Raw genomic sequence first — 19,235 nt, forward strand, 5'->3', positions numbered from 1 at the left:
TCCCGGAGTCAGAGTTTGCGCAGGGACAGCCGCTGGACCTTGTGGTCCGGCCCCTTGCGGAGCACCAGGGTGGCACGGCCGCGCGTCGGCGCGACATTCTCCAGCAGATTGGGCTTGTTGATGGTCCGCCACATGGTGCGCGCGTAGTCCATGGCCTCCTCCTCGGAGACCTGGGTGTACTTGCGGAAGTACGAGAACGGGTTCTGGAACGCCGTCTCGCGCAGCTGCCGGAAGCGGTTGAGGTACCAGGTCTCGATGTCCTCGGCGCGGGCGTCCACGTACACGCTGAAGTCGAAGTAGTCGGCGAGACCGACCCTGGTGCGGCCGTCCTTGCCGGGCATGGCGGGCTGGAGCACGTTGAGGCCCTCGACGATGAGGATGTCGGGGCGGCGCACGGTGAGCCGTTCGCCGGGCACGATGTCGTAGATCAGGTGGGAGTAGACCGGTGCGGTGACCTCGTCCTTGCCGGCCTTGATGTCGGCCACGAAGCGGGTGAGGGCGCGCCGGTCGTACGACTCCGGGAAGCCCTTGCGCGACATCAGGCCGCGTGCCCTGAGCTCCTTCATCGGCAGCAGGAACCCGTCCGTGGTCACCAGTTCCACGCGCGGGTGCTCCGGCCAGCGGGCCAGCAGGGCCTGGAGGATACGGGCGCTGGTGGACTTGCCGACGGCGACACTGCCCGCGACGCCTATGACGAACGGGGTGCCGCGCTGTTCGCCGTGGCCGTTGCCCGCGTCGCCCAGGAAGGTGTTCAGGGCGCCGCGCAGGCCGGAGGTGGCCTGGACGTAGAGGTTGAGGAGCCGGGAGAGCGGGAGGTAGACGTCCCGTACCTCGTCGAGGTCGATGACATCGCCGAGTCCGCGCAGCTTCTCCACCTCCTCGGCGGTCAGCGGCAGCGGAGTCTTGTCGCGCAGCGCGCTCCACTCGGCGCGTGACAGGTCGACGTAGGGCGTCGGCGCGTGCTCGGTGCGACGGTGGCTGCTCCGTGGCGGCGAAGTGATCACCACCTCATTGTTGCGGGAGTTTCCACGCGGTGGGGGGTGGGCTCGGTCACGTGGGGGAGGGGCACCCGGCGGGTGCCGGTGTCCACACCCCTGTAGTGGACACCGGCACCCGCCGGGAGGAACAGGGCGCCGCGCTCAGGGCTTCTCGCCCTTGGCGTCGACGACGGCGGCGGCCGCGCGGGCCTCGTTGATGGTGATGTCACCGGCGGTGAACTTCTGCGTGGGGCCTTCCATGCCCTTGGGCATCTCCGTCTCGTAGTCCTCCGTGACCACGAAGCGCATGCCCGCGTACGTGTAGTCGTACGGGGAGAGGAGGATCTCGCGGCGCACGTGGGTGCCCTTCTCGTCGCGGGTGACGGCGATGGCCCTGCGGCCCGCGGCGTCCTTCACGAGGTGGCCGGTGATCCCGACACCGGGGATCGTGGCCATGGCCCGGTAGATCCGGGCGAGGGCGTCCGGAGCCACCGGGTAGGACGACAGAAGCACGCCCAGGCCCCGGAACGTCTGCTCCTCCTCGCTCTCGGGGTCCGCCTGCGGGCCCGTGTCCGAGGGGTAGAGCCTGCGGACCTCGGCCAGCAGCGCCGCGGGGTCCTCGGGCAGGGCGGCGGTGGCCCGGTAGATCTCGCGGGCGGAGCGGTCGTCGTCCGACCGGTCCTTCTCCGCGGCGGCGTTCCCGTACCGGGTCCAGGCGTCGCTCGTGTTCCGGGCATCGGCGATCTGGTCGCTCCTGACCTTCATCTCGGGGCTCCCGGTCACGGACCGGGTGTAGATCCACTGGTCGTCACGGGGCTCGGGCGGAGCCGGTACGCCCTCCAGGAAGTCGGCGGCCCGGTTCAGCGTCGCGGCGGGGCCGGACAGGTCGAGGCCGCTCACGATCCGTGCCGGGCCGGTGTTCCGGGGGGCGGAGCCGTCGGTGAGCTGGGTGCCGAACACGGCCGCCGCGGTGATCGCCGCCGCCGCGCCCAGCGAGGCGATCCGCCAGTCGGCCCGCAGCCGGCGGGTGCGGCGGCCCCCCGCCATGGCCTCGGTCAGCCGTTGCCGTCCGGGGGCCAGCGCGGCGCGGTCCGGTACGGGGGCGTCGGCCCGCAGGTCGCGCAGCTGGGTCATTTCGTCCATGACGGGGTCAGCTCCAGGTCGTCCGGGGTGAACGAGGGATCGATGCGCAGCGCCTCGCGGACCTTGCGACGGGCCCGGTTGAGCCGGGAGCGGACCGTGCCCAGGGGGATCTGGAGGGCCTCGGCCACCTCCTGGTAACCGAGGTCCGCCCAGGCGACGAGCAGCAGCACGTGCCGGTCCCCGGGCGAGAGCCCGGCGAGTGCCCCGGCCAGCGGTGCCTGGACGGCTATCCGGTCGTCGGACCGCTCGCTCCAGGACGCGGCGACGGGGTCGTGCCCGGTACGTGCCAGGGCGCGCAGGGCCCGCACCTCGGTACGCCGGTGCCTGCCGATGAGGTTGGCGGCGATGCCGTACAGCCAGGGCCGGGCGAGGCGGTGGGCGGTGTCGTAGCGCCCCCGCGTCCGGAACGCGACGAGGAACGTCTCCGCCGTGATGTCGTCCGCCGCGCCCTCCCCGAGGCGGCGGGCGGCGTAGCGGTGGATGTCCGGGGCGTGGCGGTCGTAGAGCCCCGCGAACAGCTCCGGCCGCTCCAGGGACTGGGCGATCACCTCGGCGTCGTCGGGCTCGGCCGACGGTGGTGGTCGTCCGGGCACAGCGCCTCCCAGGGTGATCGGCCGGTGAGCCGGTCGGTGAGTCTGACACCCCCTGTTGCCCGCGGCGGCCGGAAAGGTTCACGGCCCGGGCCGCTGCGCCGGTGCCACCCCTTCGATGTGACCCGGATCACTCCCCGGGGAAAACCCGTGGCCCCGGCAGGGCGTCTAGCAGGTGTGAAACGGGTTGGGGCGGCACCGCCGCAGGAACTGGACGAGGAGCGTCTCCTCCGACGCGTGGCCCGGGGCGACCGGGCCGCCTTCGAGGAGCTGTACCGGCGTACGTCACCGTGGCTGGCGGTACGGCTGAGCCGTCGCTGCGCGGACCCGCAGATCGTCGCCGAGGTCATGCAGGAGACGTATCTGGCGGTGTGGCGGGCGGCGGGTTCCTTCGCCGGGAGCCGGGCCGGGGGGACGGCCGTCGGCTGGCTCTGGACGATCGCGGCCCGCCGCCTCGTCGACGCGTTCCGGCGCCGGGCCCACCACGCGGAACCGCCACCCGCCGCCGCCCCGCACCCCGTGGCGCCGGCTGCCGAGGACGAGGCGCTGGTGGCCACGGTCGGCGGTGATGTCGGGGACGCGCTGCGGTGCCTCGCACCGGAACTCAGAGACGTACTGCAGGCCATGGTGCTCGACGGACTGTCCGTCCGGGAGACCGCCGTCCTGCTCGGACTGCCCGAGGGAACGGTCAAGACCCGTGCCCGCCGGGCCCGGATCGCGATGCGGGAGACGCTGACATGACGAGGGAACACGCGTCGGCACGGCTCATCGACGGGTACGCCCGCGGTGGTACGGACCTCGTCGCGGACGAGGTGTGGGCCCTGGAGTCCCATCTGGAGGGATGCTGCCTCTGCCGGGACCGGCTGTCGGCCGCCGTCACGGCGGAGGCGCCCGCCCTCGCGGCGCTGACCGGAGCTGTCTGGGCCGGACTCGAACCCCAACTGGCCGCGGCCGCCCCGGCCCCGCCGCGCGGCCTCCGCACCCGGCTGTCGGCGTGGACGACCCCCGCCATGACCCCGTGGCTCGCCATGGTCCTGGCCGTGACCCTGCTCGCCCTGCTGCTGGACCTGGCGGGACCCCGCGCCGGTCAGGTGTCGCTGGTGCTGCTGCTCGCCCCCGTCCTGCCCGTGTGCGGGGTGGCCGCCTCGTGGTCGCGCGGTCTGGACCCGGCGTACGAGCTGACGGCCTCCACCCCGAGGGCGGGGCTGCCCCTGGTGCTGCGGCGCACCGCCTCCGTGCTCGCCGTGGTGATCCCGGCCCTGCTGGCGGGGGGATGGGCCACGGGAGTGACGGCCGTGCAGTGGCTGCTGCCCTGCCTGGCCTTCACCTCGATGACCCTGGCCCTCGGCGGGCTGATCGGTGTGACCCGCGCCGCCGTCGCCCTGGTGAGCGTGTGGGGCGCGGTGGTGGCGGCACCGGCCATGGTCACCAGCGGTACGGCCGTCGCCCTGCGAACGGACGGCCTGCCGGTGTGGGGCCTGATCCTCGCGCTCGGCGTCGCCGTCGTGATCGCCCGCAGGGGCGCGTACACCGTGCTGAGGGCCCACCGATGAAACGCCCGTGAGAACCGCGGGCGGCACCACCGGAAGAAATCCGACAGAACCCCGACAGAACCCCGAGAGAAGAGGACGCGCACCATGCCCGCAGTGAGCAGGGCCGATCTGGCCCCCACGGCCTACGCCTGGGAGATCCGGGCGACCGGTCTGAAGGTCAAGGTCGGCAGAAACCGCATGGCCGTGGACGGGCTCGACATATCGCTGGGAACCGGCGTACACGGCCTTCTCGGCCCCAACGGAGCGGGCAAGACCACCCTCATCCGGGCGCTGGCCACCGTGCTGCGCCCCGCCGGAGGTGAACTGGAACTGCTCGGGGAGTCCGTCGGCGGGCTCGGCGAGCACCGTGCGCTGCGCCGCCGGATCGGCTATCTGCCGCAGGAGTTCGGCTACTACAAGCGCTTCACCGTGCGGGAGTTCGTCGAGTACATGGCCTGGCTCAAAGAGGTGCCCAAGGAGGACATCCCCGCGGCGACACAGCGCGCCGTGGAACGGGTCGGCCTGGCCGACCGCGCCGACGAACGGATGAAGGCCCTCTCGGGCGGCATGGTCCGGCGGGCCGGCATCGCCCAGGCCATCGTCAACGACCCGTCGGTCCTGCTGCTCGACGAGCCGACGGTCGGCCTCGATCCGGCCCAGCGGCTGCGCCTGCGTGAGCTGCTCCAGGAACTGGGGGCGGACGCCTGCGTGGTCGTCTCGACCCATCTGGTGGAGGACGTGGCCGCCGCCTGCACCGACGTGGTGCTCTTCGCCGAGGGGCGGCTGGTCTTCCAGGGCACCCCGGACGAACTGGCGGCGGCGGGCGGACCGGAACACGTGGGCGACAGCCCGCTGGAGCGCGGCTACTCGGCTCTGCTGGCCGATCCCGCACAGACGAGGAGTGCCTGGTGAATCCCCGTATCCTGCGCATCGAGCTGCGACGGTCCGTCGCCCCGTGGGCCGGTGTCGTCGTCCTGGTGGCCGCGCTCGCGTTCCTCCTCCTCGTCCCCGGTCCGTGGTCCAAGGGCTCGATGCTGTGGACCGCCCAGTGGACCTCCACGGCCCTGTGGACCCGGTACGTGCTGTTCTTCATCTGGCCGCTCGCCGTGGGGCTCGGGGCGCTCCAGGGGCTGCGCGACCACCGCTCGAAGATGTCCGAACTGCTGACCAGCACCCCGCGGCCCGCACGGCACCGCGCGGCCACTCTGGCGGGCACGACGGCATTCACGCTGTGCGCGGCCTTCGCTCTCCTCACCGTCGTGGGCGTGGTGCAGGTCCTCGCGGGCGACGCCTCGTACACCCACCTCGGCTGGCTGCCCATCTCGCTGGTGGGCGCGCTCGCGCTGGGCGCCGGGGCCGTCCTCGGCATGGGGGTCGCGCGGGCCCTGCCCTCCGTCCTCACGCCGCCCGCACTGGCCGTGGCCGCCCTCATGTTCAACAACTTCTTTCGGCAGGTCCAGTCTTCGGACGCCCCGCAGCCGACCGCCGGCTTCGTGTCGAACTCTCTCTCGCTGCTGTCACCGACGTCGGCGGACGTACGCGACCCGCTCCTCACCTTCTCCGCCTCCGTGCACCTCGGGCAGACGTTCTGGCTGCTCGGCCTGGCCGCGACCGGCCTCGTTCTGCTGGCCGCCGCCCGCCCGCGTACCCGGCTGCTCGCCCTCGCCCCCCTGGTGGCGGGCGGGGTGCTCGCCCTGCTCGTGCTGCCGGCCACCGCCCGTGACACGTACGTCGTCGACCGGGCCGCGGCGGAGCAGGTGTGCGACGGTCCGGTGTGCGTGACGGCGCTCCGGCAGGCGCGGCTCGACGGCCTGGCGGGTCCCGGCAAGGAGGCGCTTCGACTGATGCGCGGCGCTCTGGGCGACCGGGCCCCCGTCGCCATCCGCGAGACCACCGTGCCGAAGGCGTTCGGCGCCAGGCCGGAACGGTCGCGCGACTCCGTGCTCCTCGACTTCGACGACCGGATGATCGGCGAGGCCAAGGGCGAGCGGCCTCTCACCCGGGCTCTCGTCGCGCAGGGAATGGTCCCGCTGTGCAGTCCCCGCAGCGAAACCGAGAGCGGCACGCAGCAAGACGCCGTCGCCCAGAGCATCGCGACCGCGTGGGTCCTCGGGGAAGAACCCCGCCCGCTCGACAGGACCATGCACTCCGCGAAGGACCAGAACAACATGGCCCGCCCGGTGTGGAAGAAGTTCGCCGCACTGCCGAAGGCGGAGCAGCGGCAGCGGATCAGCGCCATGCACGCTGCCGCGGTCTCCTGCTCGGACGACGCGCTCAGCGTACTGAACGGTGGTCCCGTCCAGTGAGATGGCTGACGCTGTACGCGCGTTCGCGGCACGTCCCCGCCTCGCTCGCCGCGGTGCTGCTCAGTGTCGCGGTGGTGTGGTCACTCGCCCGGATCGGCGGCGGGACACTGGGAGATCCGCAGGTGACCATGCTCATCCTCACAGCGGGGGCCATGGCGTTCTCGGTCGGTCTGGGCGGGCAGGACCTCGGGCTGGACCGGACGGCCGCGATCCGCTGGATGCCCCGCAGAGCGGCGCACGTGCTGCTCTGCGGCGTGATCACCGGCGCGGTGCTGCTGGCGGCGCGGACGATGAGCGGGCAGGAGGCCTCCGCCGCCTTCGTGGTGCGCGACAGCGCGGGCCTGGCAGGACTCGTCGCCCTCGGGGCGGCCTGGTGCGGGGCGCAGTACGCGTGGATCCTGCCGTTCGCGTGGGTGTCGGTCTCCTTCGTCGTACCGCCCACGGCGGGTGTGGCGACGCAGGTGCTGTCCTGGATGATGCTGCCGCCCGGCTCGGCGGCCGGCACCTGGACGGCCGCGGTCCTGGCCGTCGTGGGCACGGCGGTGTACGTGGCCGGCGGGCCCAGACGCTAGCGGCACCGGGCGCGGGCGGCGGCGGGCGCCGGCGTCGGCGTTACCGGGCATGGGCGGCGGCGGTTGCGGAGTACGGGTCCGTGACCGCCGCCGTTTGTGTCAGACCAGCTCGTCCGCGAGCAGGTCCATCAGCAGCCCGTCCTTCCAGGCGCCCGTCCGGTGGTCGCGCCCGTACGCCCGCATGATCCCCACGGGTCTGAACCCGACCTTGCCGTAGCAGCGGATCGCCGCCGTGTTGGCCGCGGCGGGATCGATCGTCAGCCGGTGATGGCCGCGCTCCCGCACCAGCCACCGGGCCAGCGTGCGCACCGTGTCGGCACCGAGCCCCCGCCCGTGACACTTCGCCGTCAGGAAGATGTCGATGCCGGCGTGGCGGAACTCGGGATCGGTCTCCTCGTCGTACTGGACGGCGCCGATGACCTCACCCTCGAACACCACGGCCAGCATGCCCTCGTAGCTGTCCGGCGGCGACCACCACGCCGCGACCTCCGGCTCACGTACGACCCTTTCGAGGATCCCGGTGATCCCGGTATCGCCCTCGGCCACCGGACGCAGCACGACCTTGTCCCCATGCAACTCCATGCCGCCATTCTCCCCTGAGGGGTGTCCCGCAATTCGTGGCGGGTGCGCGACGACAGCTACGGCACCTCGCGGCGTTGTCGGAACGTCCGTCCGCGAGCCGGAGTCCGATCGTGCGGTCGTTCTTGATCGAACAGGGTGCTGGATCCAGTGAGTTTGCCGCTGTGCGCGCATGAGGAAAGGGCCTCCTGGCAGCTCGCGGTTGTCGAAGCCGGAGCGACAGGGAGGCCCTTGTTGTCGCAGTCTTGCGTGGTCCCGCCCTGCCTGCTTCTGGACGTACTGATCACCCCGGCGTCGACAACCGCCGAACCGCCCTCTCGGCAGGCGAACCGCCCACCTCGAAACCTCTCAAAGACCCTGAGCGCTCATCACGTGGGCTCGGTGCGGAGAGTGCTGGGATCCTGGAGCACTGAGTCGGTGTGGTCTTTGTCCGTGAGGATCTCGATCTTCACGTACTGCATCCCAGAAAATACCCAGTACTGATCGGGATGGTCTGGCAGGGGAATCGCTGCGTCGATCCCGGTGGAGAATCCTTCGAGTGAGCCAATGCTGCCTTTCCATCCGGCGGAAATGGCCCCGTACGTCCGAGCCGCGCCTCCTGCCTCCCCGCTGTCCTTGAGCTCGGTCAGGACGTAATTTTTGCCTGAGAACACCCAGACCTGATTCGTATTACCTGGTACTGGAATCACCGCATCGATGCTGGTGAAGCCACGGAAGGCGTCGCTCCAGTCGCTGATGGGGCTGGGGCCGGAAACCAGCTCGTCGTTGTATGGCTTCTCGGGGGATACCTCAATGCAAATGTACTGATTCTTGGAGAACACCCAGTACTGATTGGACTCTCCCGGAACGCGCAGTACGGCGTCGATTCCCTCCGGGAAATGATTTGCCTGCCCAATGGTGGCGCCCCACGAGCTCAGCTTGGTGGTGCCCCTCAGAACCCGATCCACGGGATATTGTGCGGTGGAGGAAATGCTGACCCGGAGGTAGTCGCTGCCGGCGAACAGCCAGTAGTCGCGTGGTGCATCCGACTGTGGGTCGTCCGGCACCGGCACCTGCATGACCGCGTCGATCTTCCCTTTGCCGCTCGGCACTTCGAAGACGGGGTTGCCGGGGTCGGCGGACGTGGACTTGCCGGGGTCGGCGGACGTGGACTTGTTGGAGTCGGCCCCACTCTGGGCGCCCTTGGGCCACAGGGCCCAGGAAAGCGTCCCGCCTCCGGCTGCGACCCCGGCGAAGGAGAGCGCGGCCAGCGCACGGCGTCGACTCATTCTCGACGCAGCCGGTTGAGCCTGAGAGGGGGCCGCACGTTTCTTGTTCCCGTCCGCGAGCTGCTGGTTGGTTGTGTCTTCTGCCTGCTCAGGCGTATCGACTGCGGTCACCATGTCTTTCTGCGGTTGCGCGGGGAGGGGATGGGCTGGGCGGCGCGCGAAGGCCACGTCGCCTTCTCCGGTGAACCTCAGCTGTGGGGCAATGACGGTCCCCACGGTCACCCAGTCGTGCACCTGCTGGTAGACCTCGACGATGCTCAGGTGCGCGGCGGCCTTGTCAGGCTGTGCCGTGCGCAGGGCGCGCACGAGCTGGCCGGTAAACGGGCTGGGCTGGCCGGGACTGTTCGCCGCACGGGTGAGTTGGGTGGATCTGCTGCTGGTGAGGACATAGCGGCCCCGGCCCGAGAGGGGAGCCTCGGCGGCGGCGCTCTTGAACGCGCCGCTGTAGCAGCAGTCGAGAATGATGACCGTGCTGGAGGCCGCCGAGCTGTCGACGATGTTGTTGATCTCGATGGCGCTCAGCGCCGTGGACCGCAGGGCGCTGGAACGGGTGTTGTTGGCGCACAGATAGAGAGTGCCGCGCTCGTCGAGCAGGCCGTGGCCGCTGTAGTACAGCAGCACTACGTCCCCGCGCTTGGCCTTGGTGAAAAGTTCGTCTACCGCTTCCCGAACGTCCTGGATCCCGTGGTCGGCAAGAGTTTCGAGATCGGTGGAGTCGAACAGCCCTACCTGCGCATCCGTAAGCACCTGCCTGAGCTGCGCGACGTCATCCCGGGGGCCGTTGAGGGCGGGAAGGCCGTTCGGATCGAAGGGGAAGACGGCGTTGCCGATCAGTAGGCCCCGATAACGTCGGCCTTCCGCCATCAGCTGTCCCCTGACCGGGTCTCAAGAGCCTTGGTGAGTGCATGGAGGTCGATGTTGTCACCGGTGATGTGGAGCTGCTGCTCGGCTCCTGTGCTGTCGCTCCAGGTCACGGTCAACGTCCGGGTCTTGTCCCGGGCCAGCCAGGCCTTGAAACACGCCACGGCTGCGGTCAGCGCCCCGGACGACCCCAATGCGAGCAATGTTGCCTCGACGGCGCCTTTATGGCCCGCCTCCGGTGCGCCGCGCCGAATGACTGCCTCTACCTCTTCGCGCAGCGCCGCGTGCAAGATTGCGACCTGGTCATGCCACGACTGATCCTCCGGATCGAATCGGGTGCTACCCGGCTGCAACGTCACTTCAAGCCCTGTGGTCATGGACTCCCCCTCACTTACCTTTAGTAGGGAGTGTATTGCTTGACGTGGCCATCTGTGCGTCAAAGGGAAAAGGGAACGTAGCTACTCTGGATGCGAGTTCACGATTCCGGCCAAAGGTCGAGCTGTACCGCCCGGGTACCACCAGGGCGCGAGCATTCTCAGCTGTTGGGCGTGATGAGGTCGAACGTGTGGTTGGGGTGTGACCTGCGGTGACAAGCTGTTGTCTTTCTGATCGGGCGGTCTTTCTTGATCGAACAGGGTTCTGGACCGCTTGAGTTCGCCGCTGTGCGCGCATGAGGAAAGGGCCTCCTGGCAGCTCGCGGTTGTCGAAGCCGGAGCGACAGGGAGGCCCTTGTTGTTGCAGTCTCAAGTGGTGTTTCACTGCCCGCGGACTTCCCGCCCTGGGCGTGTGTCTACGCGTTCTTCCGCCGCCGGCGCGAGCACGGCCTCGTGCGGGAACCGCATGACCGGCTTCGTGAGCGTGTCTGCCAGGCGGAGGGCAGGGAGACGGAACCGACCGTGGCCATTGTGGACTCGCAGTCGGTGAAGGCAGATGCCACCGTAACGAACGCCTCACATCGGATTCGGGAACGAGGGGGCTTCTGCCCCCCGGTTCTCTACTGTGCCGGGCAGCCCCGCCGCGTTCGGCATGGTGGGGCTTCGTGCTGTCCGCGGGCGCCAGTTCATATCCAGCTCCGCAGTCCTCCGGGGCGACCCCACCGCTTGGCCCGTGCCACCTTGGGCGAACCGACGCGGTGTGCAGCACCCATGGCGGCGAGCCGGCCGCCCGGCCCCCTCACCGCTCCCGGCCGGGCGGGCCCGCGAGGATCAGGGGCTCCACCGCCTCGTACTGCTCGCGCTGTTCCTCGGTTCCCCGGCGGGTGAACACGGTGCCCAGCCAGCCCGCCAGGAAGCCGAACGGGACGGAGACGAGGCCCGTCGTGGTGTACGGGAACCAGTTGAAGTCGTCGTCCGGGAACACCGCGTCGGGCGAGCCCGAGATCAGGTTGGTGCCGGTGAAGAGGATCAGGACGCTGAGGGTGCCGCCGATGAGCGTCCAGAGCAGTCCGGTCCGGGTGAAGCGCCGCCAGAACATGCTGTAGACGAGCGCCGGGGCCAGGGCCGAGGCGCCGACGCAGAAGGAGAGCGTCACCAGGGCCTGGAGGTTCCAGTGCCGGGCGAGGACCGCGAGGGCGATGGTGAGCAGGCCGATGGCGACGGCCGCGGCCTGCGCGATGCCCATCTCGGTGCGTTCCTTCAGGGGCGGCTTGCCCGGCCTGCGCAGACCGTGGGCGATCAGGTCGTGGGCGAGGGAGTTCGCGCAGGCCAGGATCATTCCGGCGACGGAGGCGAGCAGGGTGAGGAAGATCGCCGTGGTCATGAGCGTGACGATCAGCGCCCCGGCTCCGCCGCCGCCCGCGACCGCGCCGCTGACCTGGAGGATGGCGCTGTTGCCCTGGGCTCCGGCCTCGACGATCTGCGTGTGGCCGATGAGCGCCGCCGCGCCGAAGCCGACGAGGGTGAGCAGCAGACAGATGGCGGCGACGATGGCGACGGCCCAGGACAGTGAACGGCGGACCGCGCGGGCGCTGCTGACGCTCGTCATCCGCATGGTGATGTGCGGGAGGCACGCGACGCCGAGCACCAGGGTCAGCTCGGAGCTGATCATGTCCAGGTCGTTGCCGTCGAACTGGAGCCCGGAGTGCAGGTACGCCGCCCCGGCCCCGCTGCCGCGTACGGCGGCCTGGAGCAGGGCGCCGAGGCTCCAGTCGTAGCGGTTGAGCACGAGTGCGGAGACGAGCAGCGCGGCCCCGAGGAGCACCACCGTCTTCACGATCTGGATGAGGGTGGTTCCCTTCATGCCGCCGATCGCCGAGTACGCGATCATCACGATGCCGAGCGCGACGATGGACCCGGTGCGGAATCCGGAGCTGTCGAAGCCCAGCATGAAGGAGAGCAGATTTCCGCTGCCCGCGAGCTGGACGACCATCAGGGGCACGAGCGCCGCGAGCGCGGCGGCGCAGGCGGTGATGCGGACCGCGCGGCCCGGTGCCCGGCGGGTGAGCATGTCCCCGATGGTGAACCGGCCCGCGTTGCGCAGGGGTTCGGCCAGCAGGAACATCAGCAGGACGAGCGAGAGCACGGTGCTCAGGGCGACCACGAGTCCGTCGTAGCCGGTGAGGGCGGTGAGGCCGGTGGCGCCGAGGACGGTGGCCGCCGAGAGGTAGTCACCGGCGATGGCGAGGCCGTTGCGCAGTGGGGAGAGTGTGCGGTAGCCGGTGTAGAAGGTGTCCAGGTCGTCGCGTTCCGGACCGGTCATCACACAGAGCAGCAGGGCGACCGTGGCCACGGCGATGAACGCCACCAGGGACATGGTCTGCGCGGACTCGTCGAAGCCGTTCATCGTCCCGCCCGGTCGTCGGCCGTACGGGTGCGCGTACGGGGAGTGGGTGCGGCGTGCGCACGCCGGTGGACAGCGGCGCCGGTACGGGGGCGGCCGTCGTCGCGCAACGCCTCCGAGAGCGGGTCCACCGTCCGTTCGGCGGTCCGTTCGTACACCCGGATGGCGAGCCCGATGACCGGGAGCTGGCCCAGGCCCATCAGCAGCCCGAGGGTGAGGCCCCCGCCCATCCGGCGGGTCATCAACTCGGGGGCATAGGCGGAGAGTGCGAGGAAGAGCACGAAATAGCTGAGCGCGGTGAAGGTGGCCACCCGGCGCAGGACGCGGTAGGCGGAGCGAAGCCGGCGCAGTTCGCCGGGACGGCCGGATTCCTGGCCGGGGCCGGCCGCAGGGGCGTCCTCGCGCGGGGCGGACCACTGGGGCCGGGCGGGCGGCAGCTGGGCCGTCCCGGGTGGAGAACTCTGCCAGGGCAGCAGGTAGTCGTGCTGGTAGGGGGGAGGGTGCGGGTCGTTGGTCGGCATCGGGTACTGCGCCTTTCCTTGCATGGCTGGGGGGCCCGAGGGGTGGACGTGCAAGGCTGAAGCGGAGGCGCCGGGGCGCCGGTTGATGCGCGTAGATTACTAACGGGTACCCCGGGTGGGGAGGGGGTACGCCTAAATACCCTTGGCAGAAGGGAGGTTGTCCACTTCCTGGTTGCCTAACGGACGCTTTCCGCGCCTTCGTCGAGGATCGGGAAGCGGCGCGGGGCGAGAAGGACGAGTACGAGCAGGGCGAGCGCGGCCGCTCCGGCGGCGCCGAGATAGACATGGTCGACCGCCGCGTCGACAGCCCGGCGCAGATGGTCCGTCGCAGCCGCGGAGAGCGATCCCGGTTCGTCCAGGGCGCGCGAGACCGCGTCCAGGCCGCCCGACAGCCCGGGAACGGAGGTGTCGGTCAGCCGGGAGGCCAGCACCCCGTTGGCGACGGCGCCGAACAGTGCCGCCCCGATGCTCTGGCCCACCTGCCGGCAGAAGAGGACGGACGCCGTCGTCGTACCGCGTTCCGACCAGCCGACGGTCGACTGGACGCCCACGATCAGCGGGAGCTGGAACAGTCCGAGGGCCGCGCCGAGCAGCAGCATGATCAGTGCGGGCTGCCAGGCCGCGCCGGGGTAGGGCAGCAACGGGAACGCCAGCAGGATCAGCAGGGCGGCGCTCATGCCGATGATCGCGGTGAGCCGGAAGCCGATGCGGTGGTAGACGCGGTTGGAGAGCGCGGCCGAGACCGGCCAGCTCAGCGTCATCACGGAGAGCACGAAACCGGCCGCGATCGGGCCGAGCCCCAGGACGGCCTGGGCGTACGTCGGCAGGAAGACGGTCGGCGCGACCATCAGCAGCCCCATGGCGCCCAGGGCCAGGTTGACCGAGGCGATCGTCCGGCGCCGCCAGACCCAGCCCGGGATGATCGGATCGGCGGCCCGGCGCTCGACGGCGACGGTGAGCGCGGCGAGCGCGGCGCCTGCCCCGAACAGCGCGAGCGAGGGCGCGGAGAGCCAGGGCCAGGCGACGCCGCCCTGGACCAGCGCCGTGAGCAGGACGGCGCCCGTCGCGAAGACGGCCAGCGCGCCCGCCCAGTCGATCCGGGGCCGGGTGGCGGGGCGGGGCCGGGACGGCTCGTGGAGGTGACGGACGACCAGCCAGAGGGCGAGGCCCCCGACCGGGAGATTGATCAGGAAGATCCACCGCCAGTCGGCGTACGCGGCGAGCAGCCCGCCGACCGCCGGGCCGGCGACGGCCGAAGTGGCCCAGACCGTGGACAGCTTGGCCTGGATCCTGGGGCGTTCCTTGAGCGGGTAGAGGTCGGCGGCGATGGTCTGCACCGTGCCCTGGAGGGCGCCGCCGCCGAGGCCCTGCACGACCCGGAAGGCGATCAGCGCGGCCATGTTCCAGGCGGCGGCGCAGAGCACCGAGCCGACGAGGAAGAGGATGATCCCGGCGACCAGGACGGGCTTGCGGCCGAAGGTGTCGGAGAGCTTCCCGTACACGGGGAGGGTGACGGTGACGGCCAGCAGATAGCCGGAGAAGAGCCAGGAGAAGACCGCGAACCCGCCGAGGTCGCCGACGATCTGGGGGACGGCGGTGGAGACGATGGTGCCGTCGATGGCGGCCAGCGCCATGCCGAGCATCAGTGCCGCGACGACCGGGCGGCGGCCCCGGGGAGTGCTGGGGCCGCTCTTCGGCCCGTCGGCCGCCCCGGTGGGCGCGGCGGCGTCCGGACCGGGCGGCGTGGCCCCGGGGCCGGGGGACGGGACCGCGTCGGGGGGAGTGGCTCCGGGGCGGCCGGGGGGTTCCGCGGCCGGACCGGATATCGCCTCGGTGTCGCCGTCCGTGCCGCCCACAGATTTTCCTTCCCTATGCATGTATTTCCCGGGACACTGTCTCACCGCGCGTCGCCCGGCGGGAGGGCCATGGGGAACGGATCCGGCATCGGCCGGTCCGCGCCGGGGGTGTTCACGGCCCCCTACGCCGGACCCCGCCGGGGGGCGAGGACCCCTAGGGGTTTGTCCTCAGTCGTGCCCGGGGGCCGTTCCTCCCGGCGGAGGACGTGACGGCGGGGGCCCGTTCCTTAGCCTTTTCCTACGTCGCGCATGCGGCCCGCAACGGGGGCGGGGTGGGGAAAACCCCACCACAGGACTGCGCTGAGCACCATCGCGCCGGACCCCCTCCACACCCGAGACTCGGACCGTACGCAGAGACGTTCCGCCATTGACCGACATAGGAGTCAAACCGTGACAACGGCTGTAACCATTCCCAGGCACGGGGGCACTGGAGGGCGTACGGCCGTCGCTGCGCGAGCACGGCAGGTCGTCAAGGCGTACGGGGCGGGGGAGACCCGGGTGGTCGCGCTCGACCATGTCGATGTGGACATCGCCCGGGGGCAGTTCACGGCGATCATGGGGCCGTCGGGTTCCGGCAAGTCGACCCTGATGCACTGCCTGGCCGGCCTCGACACCGTGACCTCCGGCGAGATATTCCTCGACGAGACCGAGATCACGAAGCTCAAGGACAAGAAGCTCACCCAGCTCCGCCGGGACCGGATCGGCTTCATCTTCCAGGCGTTCAACCTGCTCCCGACGCTCAACGCGATCGAGAACATCACGCTGCCGATGGACATCGCGGGCCGCAGGCCCGACGCGGGCTGGCTCCGGCAGGTCGTGGAGACCGTGGGCCTCTCCGAGCGGCTGAAGCACCGGCCGACCGAGCTGTCCGGCGGTCAGCAGCAGCGCGTCGCGGTGGCCCGCGCCCTGGCCTCGCAGCCGGAGATCATCTTCGGTGACGAGCCCACCGGGAACCTGGACTCACGGGCCGGCGCCGAGGTGCTGTCCTTCCTGCGCCGGTCGGTCGACGACCTGGGCCAGACGATCGTCATGGTGACCCATGACCCGGTGGCCGCCTCCTACGCGGACCGGGTGCTCTACCTCGCCGACGGTTCCATCGTCGACGAGATGTACAACCCGACGGCCGATCAGGTCCTGGACCGGATGAAGCACTTCGACGCACGCGGGCGGACGTCATGACCGTCTGGAAGACCTCGATGCGCAACTTCCTCGCGCACAAGGGACGGATGGCGCTGTCCGCCGTCGCGGTCATGCTGTCGGTGGCGTTCGTGTGCGGCACGCTCGTCTTCACCGACACGATGAACACCACCTTCGACAAGCTCTTCGCGGCGACGTCGGCCGATGTCACCATCAGCCCGAAGTCGCCGAAGGGCGGTGACGGCATGCCGGACAGCGGGAAGCCCGAGTCGCTGCCCGCCTCCGTCGTCCAGCTGGCCGGGAAGGCCGAGGGGGTGGAGAAGGCCGAGGGCGCCGTCACGAGCGCGTCGGTCACCGTCGTCGACAGCCACAACAAGAACATGGGGTCGGAGACCGGCGCCCCGACGCTCGCGGGCAACTGGACCCGGAACGACCTCCGTTCCATGGAGATCACCTCCGGTCACGCCCCGCGCGGCCCCACCGAGGTGATGGTCGACGCCGACACCGCCGAGAAGCACCACCTGAAGATCGGCGACGAACTGCGCACGATCGCCGTCACCGGTGACATCACGGCACGGATCAGCGGGATCGCCGCGTTCAAGGTGACCAACCCGGGCGCCGCGATCGTCTACCTCGACACCGCGACCGCCCAGGCGAAGCTGCTCGGCACGCCCGGCGCCTTCACCCACATCTCCATCACCGCCGAACCCGGTATCAGCGACACGCAGTTGAAGAAGAACGTCGCCTCGGCGCTCGGTGACCCGGCCCCGTACACCCTCCGGACCCAGCAGGAGGCCGCCGACGCCAACAAGGACTCCATGGGGTCCTTCCTCGACGTCATGAAGTACGCGATGCTCGGCTTCGCCGGAATCGCCCTCCTGGTCGGCATCTTCCTGATCGTCAACACCTTCTCCATGCTGGTCGCCCAGCGCACCCGCGAGATCGGCCTGATGCGGGCCATCGGCTCCAGCCGCAAGCAGGTCAACCGGTCCGTGCTGGTGGAGGCGGTACTCCTCGGCATCGTCGGATCGGTCCTCGGCGTCGCCGCCGGGGTCGGGCTCGCCGTCGGGCTGATGAAGCTGATGAGCTCCATCGGGATGGAACTCTCCACCGGCGACCTCACCCTCGCCTGGACGACCCCGGTGACCGGACTCGTGCTCGGCACCGTCGTCACCGTCCTCGCCGCCTACATCCCGGCCCGCCGGGCCGGCAAGGTCTCCCCGATGGCCGCGCTGCGCGAGGCCGGAACCCCGGCGGACGCGAAGTCCGGCTGGATCCGGGCCGGTATCGGCCTGGTCCTCACGGGCTCCGGAGGCGCCGCGCTGTGGGCCACCACCCAGGCCGACAAGGCGAGCGACGGATCGCTGTTCCTCGGCCTCGGCGTCTTCCTCACCCTGATCGGCTTCATCGTGATCGGCCCGCTGCTGGCCGGTCTGGTGGTGCGGGCGCTCAGCGTGGTCGTGCTGCGGCTGTTCGGCCCGGTCGGGCGGCTGGCGGAGCGCAACGCGCTGCGCAACCCCCGGCGTACGGGGGCGACCGGCGCGGCCCTGATGATCGGCCTCGCCCTGGTGGCCTGTCTCTCGGTCGTCGGCTCGTCCATGGTGGCCTCGGCCACCGACGAGCTCGACAAGTCGGTCGGCGCGGACTTCATCGTCCAGTCGCCCACCGGCCAGCTGATCGTGCCCCAGGCCGCGAAGGCGCTGGAAGCGGCGCCCGGCATCGAGCACCTCACCGAGTACCGGACCATCGACGCCCGGATCACCGCACCCGACGGTGTCGCGAACGACGAGGAGATCGTCGCGGCCGACCCGACGTACAAGGACGACCTGCGCCGCGAGACGGTCGCCGGTGACCTGGCCGCCGCGTACGGCAAGAACGCCATGTCGGTCGGCGACGGCTACGCCGAGGAGCACGGCGTCGAGGTCGGCGACGAGATCACGGTCGCGTTCAAGGCCGGCGACACGGCGAAGCTGAAGGTCGCCGCGATCACCTCGGACGACACGAGCGTCGACACCGGCGCGATGTACACCAACATCACGACCGCCGAGCGCTACCTCCCCGCCGACCGGATGCCGAAGAACGGGATCATGTTCGCCAAGGCGCAGGAGGGCAAGGAGAAGGAGGCCTATGCCTCCCTCAAGGCCTCGATCGACGCCTATCCGCAGTACAAGGTGCAGAACCAGACGGACTTCAAGCAGGAACTGAAGGACCAGATCGGCCAGTTGCTGAACATCGTGTACGGGCTCCTGGCCCTGGCGATCATCGTGGCGGTGCTCGGAGTGGTGAACACCCTCGCCCTGTCCGTGGTCGAACGGACCCGGGAGATCGGCCTGATGCGGGCGATCGGGCTCTCCCGGCGCCAGCTGCGCCGCATGATCCGTCTGGAGTCGGTGGTCATCGCCCTCTTCGGCGCCCTGCTCGGACTCGGCCTGGGGATGGGCTGGGGCACCTCGGCGCAGAAGCTGCTCGCGCTGGAGGGGCTCGGGGTCCTGGAGATCCCGTGGCCGACCATCCTCACGGTCTTCGTCGGCTCGGCGTTCGTCGGACTGTTCGCCGCACTCGTCCCGGCCTTCCGGGCGGGCCGGATGAACGTCCTGAACGCGATCGCGACGGACGGCTGACAACAGCGGTCACCGTAGAATGACGGTGCCGGCCCCGGGGCGTTCCTCCAAACGCCCCGGGGCCGAACACATTCGCCCCCCGAACCGGCCCGCACCCGCCCTGCACGAAGCTGCCGCGCCCCGTGCAGCAAGCTGTCATCACGGCCCCGGCCCCCCTCCGTTCCCCGCTGGCATATTCATCCGTGCCGGGACTCCCCGGCAGGACGCCACAGCCGAAGGGGAAAACGTGACTGTGTCTTTGCTGTCTCCGCTTTCGCGGAAGCCGCGCGGTCCGGTGCGCGGCGCCGTCGCCGTCACCGCTCTCACGCTCGTCTCACTCGCTCTCTCCACGGGTGCCGCCTCGGCCGCCCCCGCCGCCACGGGGTCCCCGGAACGGCTTCCCGAACACGCGGTCCAGGTGATCTGTACGCAGTTGGACGAGCTCATCGGGCGACTGCCCGTTTCCTCCGGGCCCGTTCAGGTGTGCAAGCTGGTCAACGGCTGGGACTAGGGCG

Annotated in this window: 17 protein-coding genes; 8 read left to right on the forward strand and 9 right to left on the reverse strand. The window is 70.5% G+C overall.

Annotated features, from left to right (window positions below; genetic code table 11):
• Nucleotides 1-8: 8 nt before the first annotated feature.
• From coaA to ACIGJO_RS23605, 3 genes are all read right to left on the reverse strand, one after another.
• Nucleotides 9-1,004 (reverse strand): type I pantothenate kinase, encoded by a 996-nt coding sequence (coaA, locus tag ACIGJO_RS23595; protein ID WP_399961033.1) that lies wholly within the window; start codon nt 1,002-1,004, stop codon nt 9-11.
• Between the two features lie 135 nt (nt 1,005-1,139).
• A complete protein-coding gene (locus tag ACIGJO_RS23600) occupies nt 1,140-2,120 on the reverse strand; it encodes a CU044_5270 family protein (protein WP_399961035.1) in 981 nt (326 codons plus the stop codon).
• The gene (locus ACIGJO_RS23605; RefSeq protein WP_399961037.1) at nt 2,108-2,713 is read right to left on the reverse strand and encodes an RNA polymerase sigma factor; all 606 of its coding nucleotides are present in this window, start codon (nt 2,711-2,713) and stop codon (nt 2,108-2,110) included. The genes ACIGJO_RS23600 and ACIGJO_RS23605 overlap by 13 nt, the downstream gene beginning before the upstream one ends.
• A gap of 234 nt (nt 2,714-2,947) precedes the next feature.
• Between ACIGJO_RS23605 and ACIGJO_RS23610 the strand changes: the two genes are divergently transcribed.
• The 5 genes from ACIGJO_RS23610 to ACIGJO_RS23630 all read left to right on the forward strand — a co-directional run bounded on the left by ACIGJO_RS23610 (nt 2,948) and on the right by ACIGJO_RS23630 (nt 7,120).
• Nucleotides 2,948-3,451, forward strand: a complete 504-nt coding sequence (locus ACIGJO_RS23610) for an RNA polymerase sigma factor (protein ID WP_399961267.1) — start codon at nt 2,948-2,950, stop codon at nt 3,449-3,451.
• Nucleotides 3,448-4,263, forward strand: a complete 816-nt coding sequence (locus ACIGJO_RS23615) for a zf-HC2 domain-containing protein (protein WP_399961039.1) — start codon at nt 3,448-3,450, stop codon at nt 4,261-4,263. The genes ACIGJO_RS23610 and ACIGJO_RS23615 overlap by 4 nt, the downstream gene beginning before the upstream one ends.
• A gap of 84 nt (nt 4,264-4,347) precedes the next feature.
• Nucleotides 4,348-5,154, forward strand: a complete 807-nt coding sequence (locus tag ACIGJO_RS23620; RefSeq protein WP_399961042.1) for an ATP-binding cassette domain-containing protein — start codon at nt 4,348-4,350, stop codon at nt 5,152-5,154.
• Complete coding sequence (locus ACIGJO_RS23625) at nt 5,151-6,548, forward strand: hypothetical protein (protein ID WP_399961044.1); 1,398 nt, start codon at nt 5,151-5,153, stop codon at nt 6,546-6,548. Before ACIGJO_RS23620 ends, ACIGJO_RS23625 begins: the two co-directional genes overlap by 4 nt.
• Nucleotides 6,545-7,120 (forward strand): hypothetical protein, encoded by a 576-nt coding sequence (locus tag ACIGJO_RS23630; RefSeq protein WP_399961046.1) that lies wholly within the window; start codon nt 6,545-6,547, stop codon nt 7,118-7,120. Before ACIGJO_RS23625 ends, ACIGJO_RS23630 begins: the two co-directional genes overlap by 4 nt.
• 99 nt (nt 7,121-7,219) lie before the next feature.
• Here the strand turns inward: ACIGJO_RS23630 and aac(6') are convergent, their stop codons facing one another.
• From aac(6') to ACIGJO_RS23660, 6 genes are all read right to left on the reverse strand, one after another.
• Nucleotides 7,220-7,702 carry an aminoglycoside 6'-N-acetyltransferase gene (gene aac(6') / locus ACIGJO_RS23635; RefSeq protein ID WP_399961048.1) on the reverse strand — a complete coding sequence of 161 codons (483 nt, stop codon included), beginning with the start codon at nt 7,700-7,702 and terminating at the stop codon, nt 7,220-7,222.
• A gap of 365 nt (nt 7,703-8,067) precedes the next feature.
• Nucleotides 8,068-9,831, reverse strand: a complete 1,764-nt coding sequence (locus ACIGJO_RS23640) for a caspase domain-containing protein (RefSeq protein WP_399961050.1) — start codon at nt 9,829-9,831, stop codon at nt 8,068-8,070.
• Nucleotides 9,831-10,205 carry a hypothetical protein gene (locus tag ACIGJO_RS23645; RefSeq protein WP_399961052.1) on the reverse strand — a complete coding sequence of 125 codons (375 nt, stop codon included), beginning with the start codon at nt 10,203-10,205 and terminating at the stop codon, nt 9,831-9,833. The genes ACIGJO_RS23640 and ACIGJO_RS23645 overlap by 1 nt, the downstream gene beginning before the upstream one ends.
• A 796-nt stretch (nt 10,206-11,001) precedes the next feature.
• Nucleotides 11,002-12,609, reverse strand: coding sequence for a cation acetate symporter (locus ACIGJO_RS23650; RefSeq protein ID WP_399961054.1), 1,608 nt, complete (start codon nt 12,607-12,609; stop codon nt 11,002-11,004).
• On the reverse strand, nt 12,606-13,127 hold the full coding sequence (locus ACIGJO_RS23655) for a DUF485 domain-containing protein (RefSeq protein ID WP_399961056.1): 522 nt from the start codon (nt 13,125-13,127) through the stop codon (nt 12,606-12,608). The genes ACIGJO_RS23650 and ACIGJO_RS23655 overlap by 4 nt, the downstream gene beginning before the upstream one ends.
• Before the next feature lie 176 nt (nt 13,128-13,303).
• Complete coding sequence (locus ACIGJO_RS23660; protein WP_399961058.1) at nt 13,304-15,004, reverse strand: MFS transporter; 1,701 nt, start codon at nt 15,002-15,004, stop codon at nt 13,304-13,306.
• Nucleotides 15,005-15,373: 369 nt separating this feature from the next.
• Here ACIGJO_RS23660 and ACIGJO_RS23665 point away from each other — a divergent pair, with 369 nt between their 5' ends.
• From ACIGJO_RS23665 to ACIGJO_RS23675, 3 genes are all read left to right on the forward strand, one after another.
• Entirely contained in the window at nt 15,374-16,162 is a 789-nt protein-coding gene (locus tag ACIGJO_RS23665) for an ABC transporter ATP-binding protein (RefSeq protein ID WP_399961060.1), read from the forward strand.
• Complete coding sequence (locus tag ACIGJO_RS23670; protein WP_399961063.1) at nt 16,159-18,741, forward strand: ABC transporter permease; 2,583 nt, start codon at nt 16,159-16,161, stop codon at nt 18,739-18,741. The genes ACIGJO_RS23665 and ACIGJO_RS23670 overlap by 4 nt, the downstream gene beginning before the upstream one ends.
• Before the next feature lie 226 nt (nt 18,742-18,967).
• Complete coding sequence (locus tag ACIGJO_RS23675) at nt 18,968-19,231, forward strand: hypothetical protein (RefSeq protein ID WP_399961065.1); 264 nt, start codon at nt 18,968-18,970, stop codon at nt 19,229-19,231.
• Nucleotides 19,232-19,235: the final 4 nt, after the last annotated feature.

The sequence above is a fragment of the Streptomyces sp. NPDC079020 genome (assembly GCF_044542225.1).
Lineage (GTDB): Bacteria > Actinomycetota > Actinomycetes > Streptomycetales > Streptomycetaceae > Streptomyces.

Excerpts from the sequence above, each read along its gene's own strand:
- ACIGJO_RS23600 (WP_399961035.1), bottom strand. The coding sequence starts at position 2,120 with ATGGACGAAATGACCCAGCTGCGCGACCTGCGGGCCGACGCCCCCGTA.
- ACIGJO_RS23615 (WP_399961039.1), top strand. The coding sequence starts at position 3,448 with ATGACGAGGGAACACGCGTCGGCACGGCTCATCGACGGGTACGCCCGC.
- ACIGJO_RS23620 (WP_399961042.1), top strand. The coding sequence starts at position 4,348 with ATGCCCGCAGTGAGCAGGGCCGATCTGGCCCCCACGGCCTACGCCTGG.
- ACIGJO_RS23640 (WP_399961050.1), bottom strand. The coding sequence starts at position 9,831 with ATGGCGGAAGGCCGACGTTATCGGGGCCTACTGATCGGCAACGCCGTC.
- ACIGJO_RS23645 (WP_399961052.1), bottom strand. The coding sequence starts at position 10,205 with ATGACCACAGGGCTTGAAGTGACGTTGCAGCCGGGTAGCACCCGATTC.
- ACIGJO_RS23650 (WP_399961054.1), bottom strand. The coding sequence starts at position 12,609 with ATGAACGGCTTCGACGAGTCCGCGCAGACCATGTCCCTGGTGGCGTTC.
- ACIGJO_RS23655 (WP_399961056.1), bottom strand. The coding sequence starts at position 13,127 with ATGCCGACCAACGACCCGCACCCTCCCCCCTACCAGCACGACTACCTG.
- ACIGJO_RS23660 (WP_399961058.1), bottom strand. The coding sequence starts at position 15,004 with ATGCATAGGGAAGGAAAATCTGTGGGCGGCACGGACGGCGACACCGAG.
- ACIGJO_RS23670 (WP_399961063.1), top strand. The coding sequence starts at position 16,159 with ATGACCGTCTGGAAGACCTCGATGCGCAACTTCCTCGCGCACAAGGGA.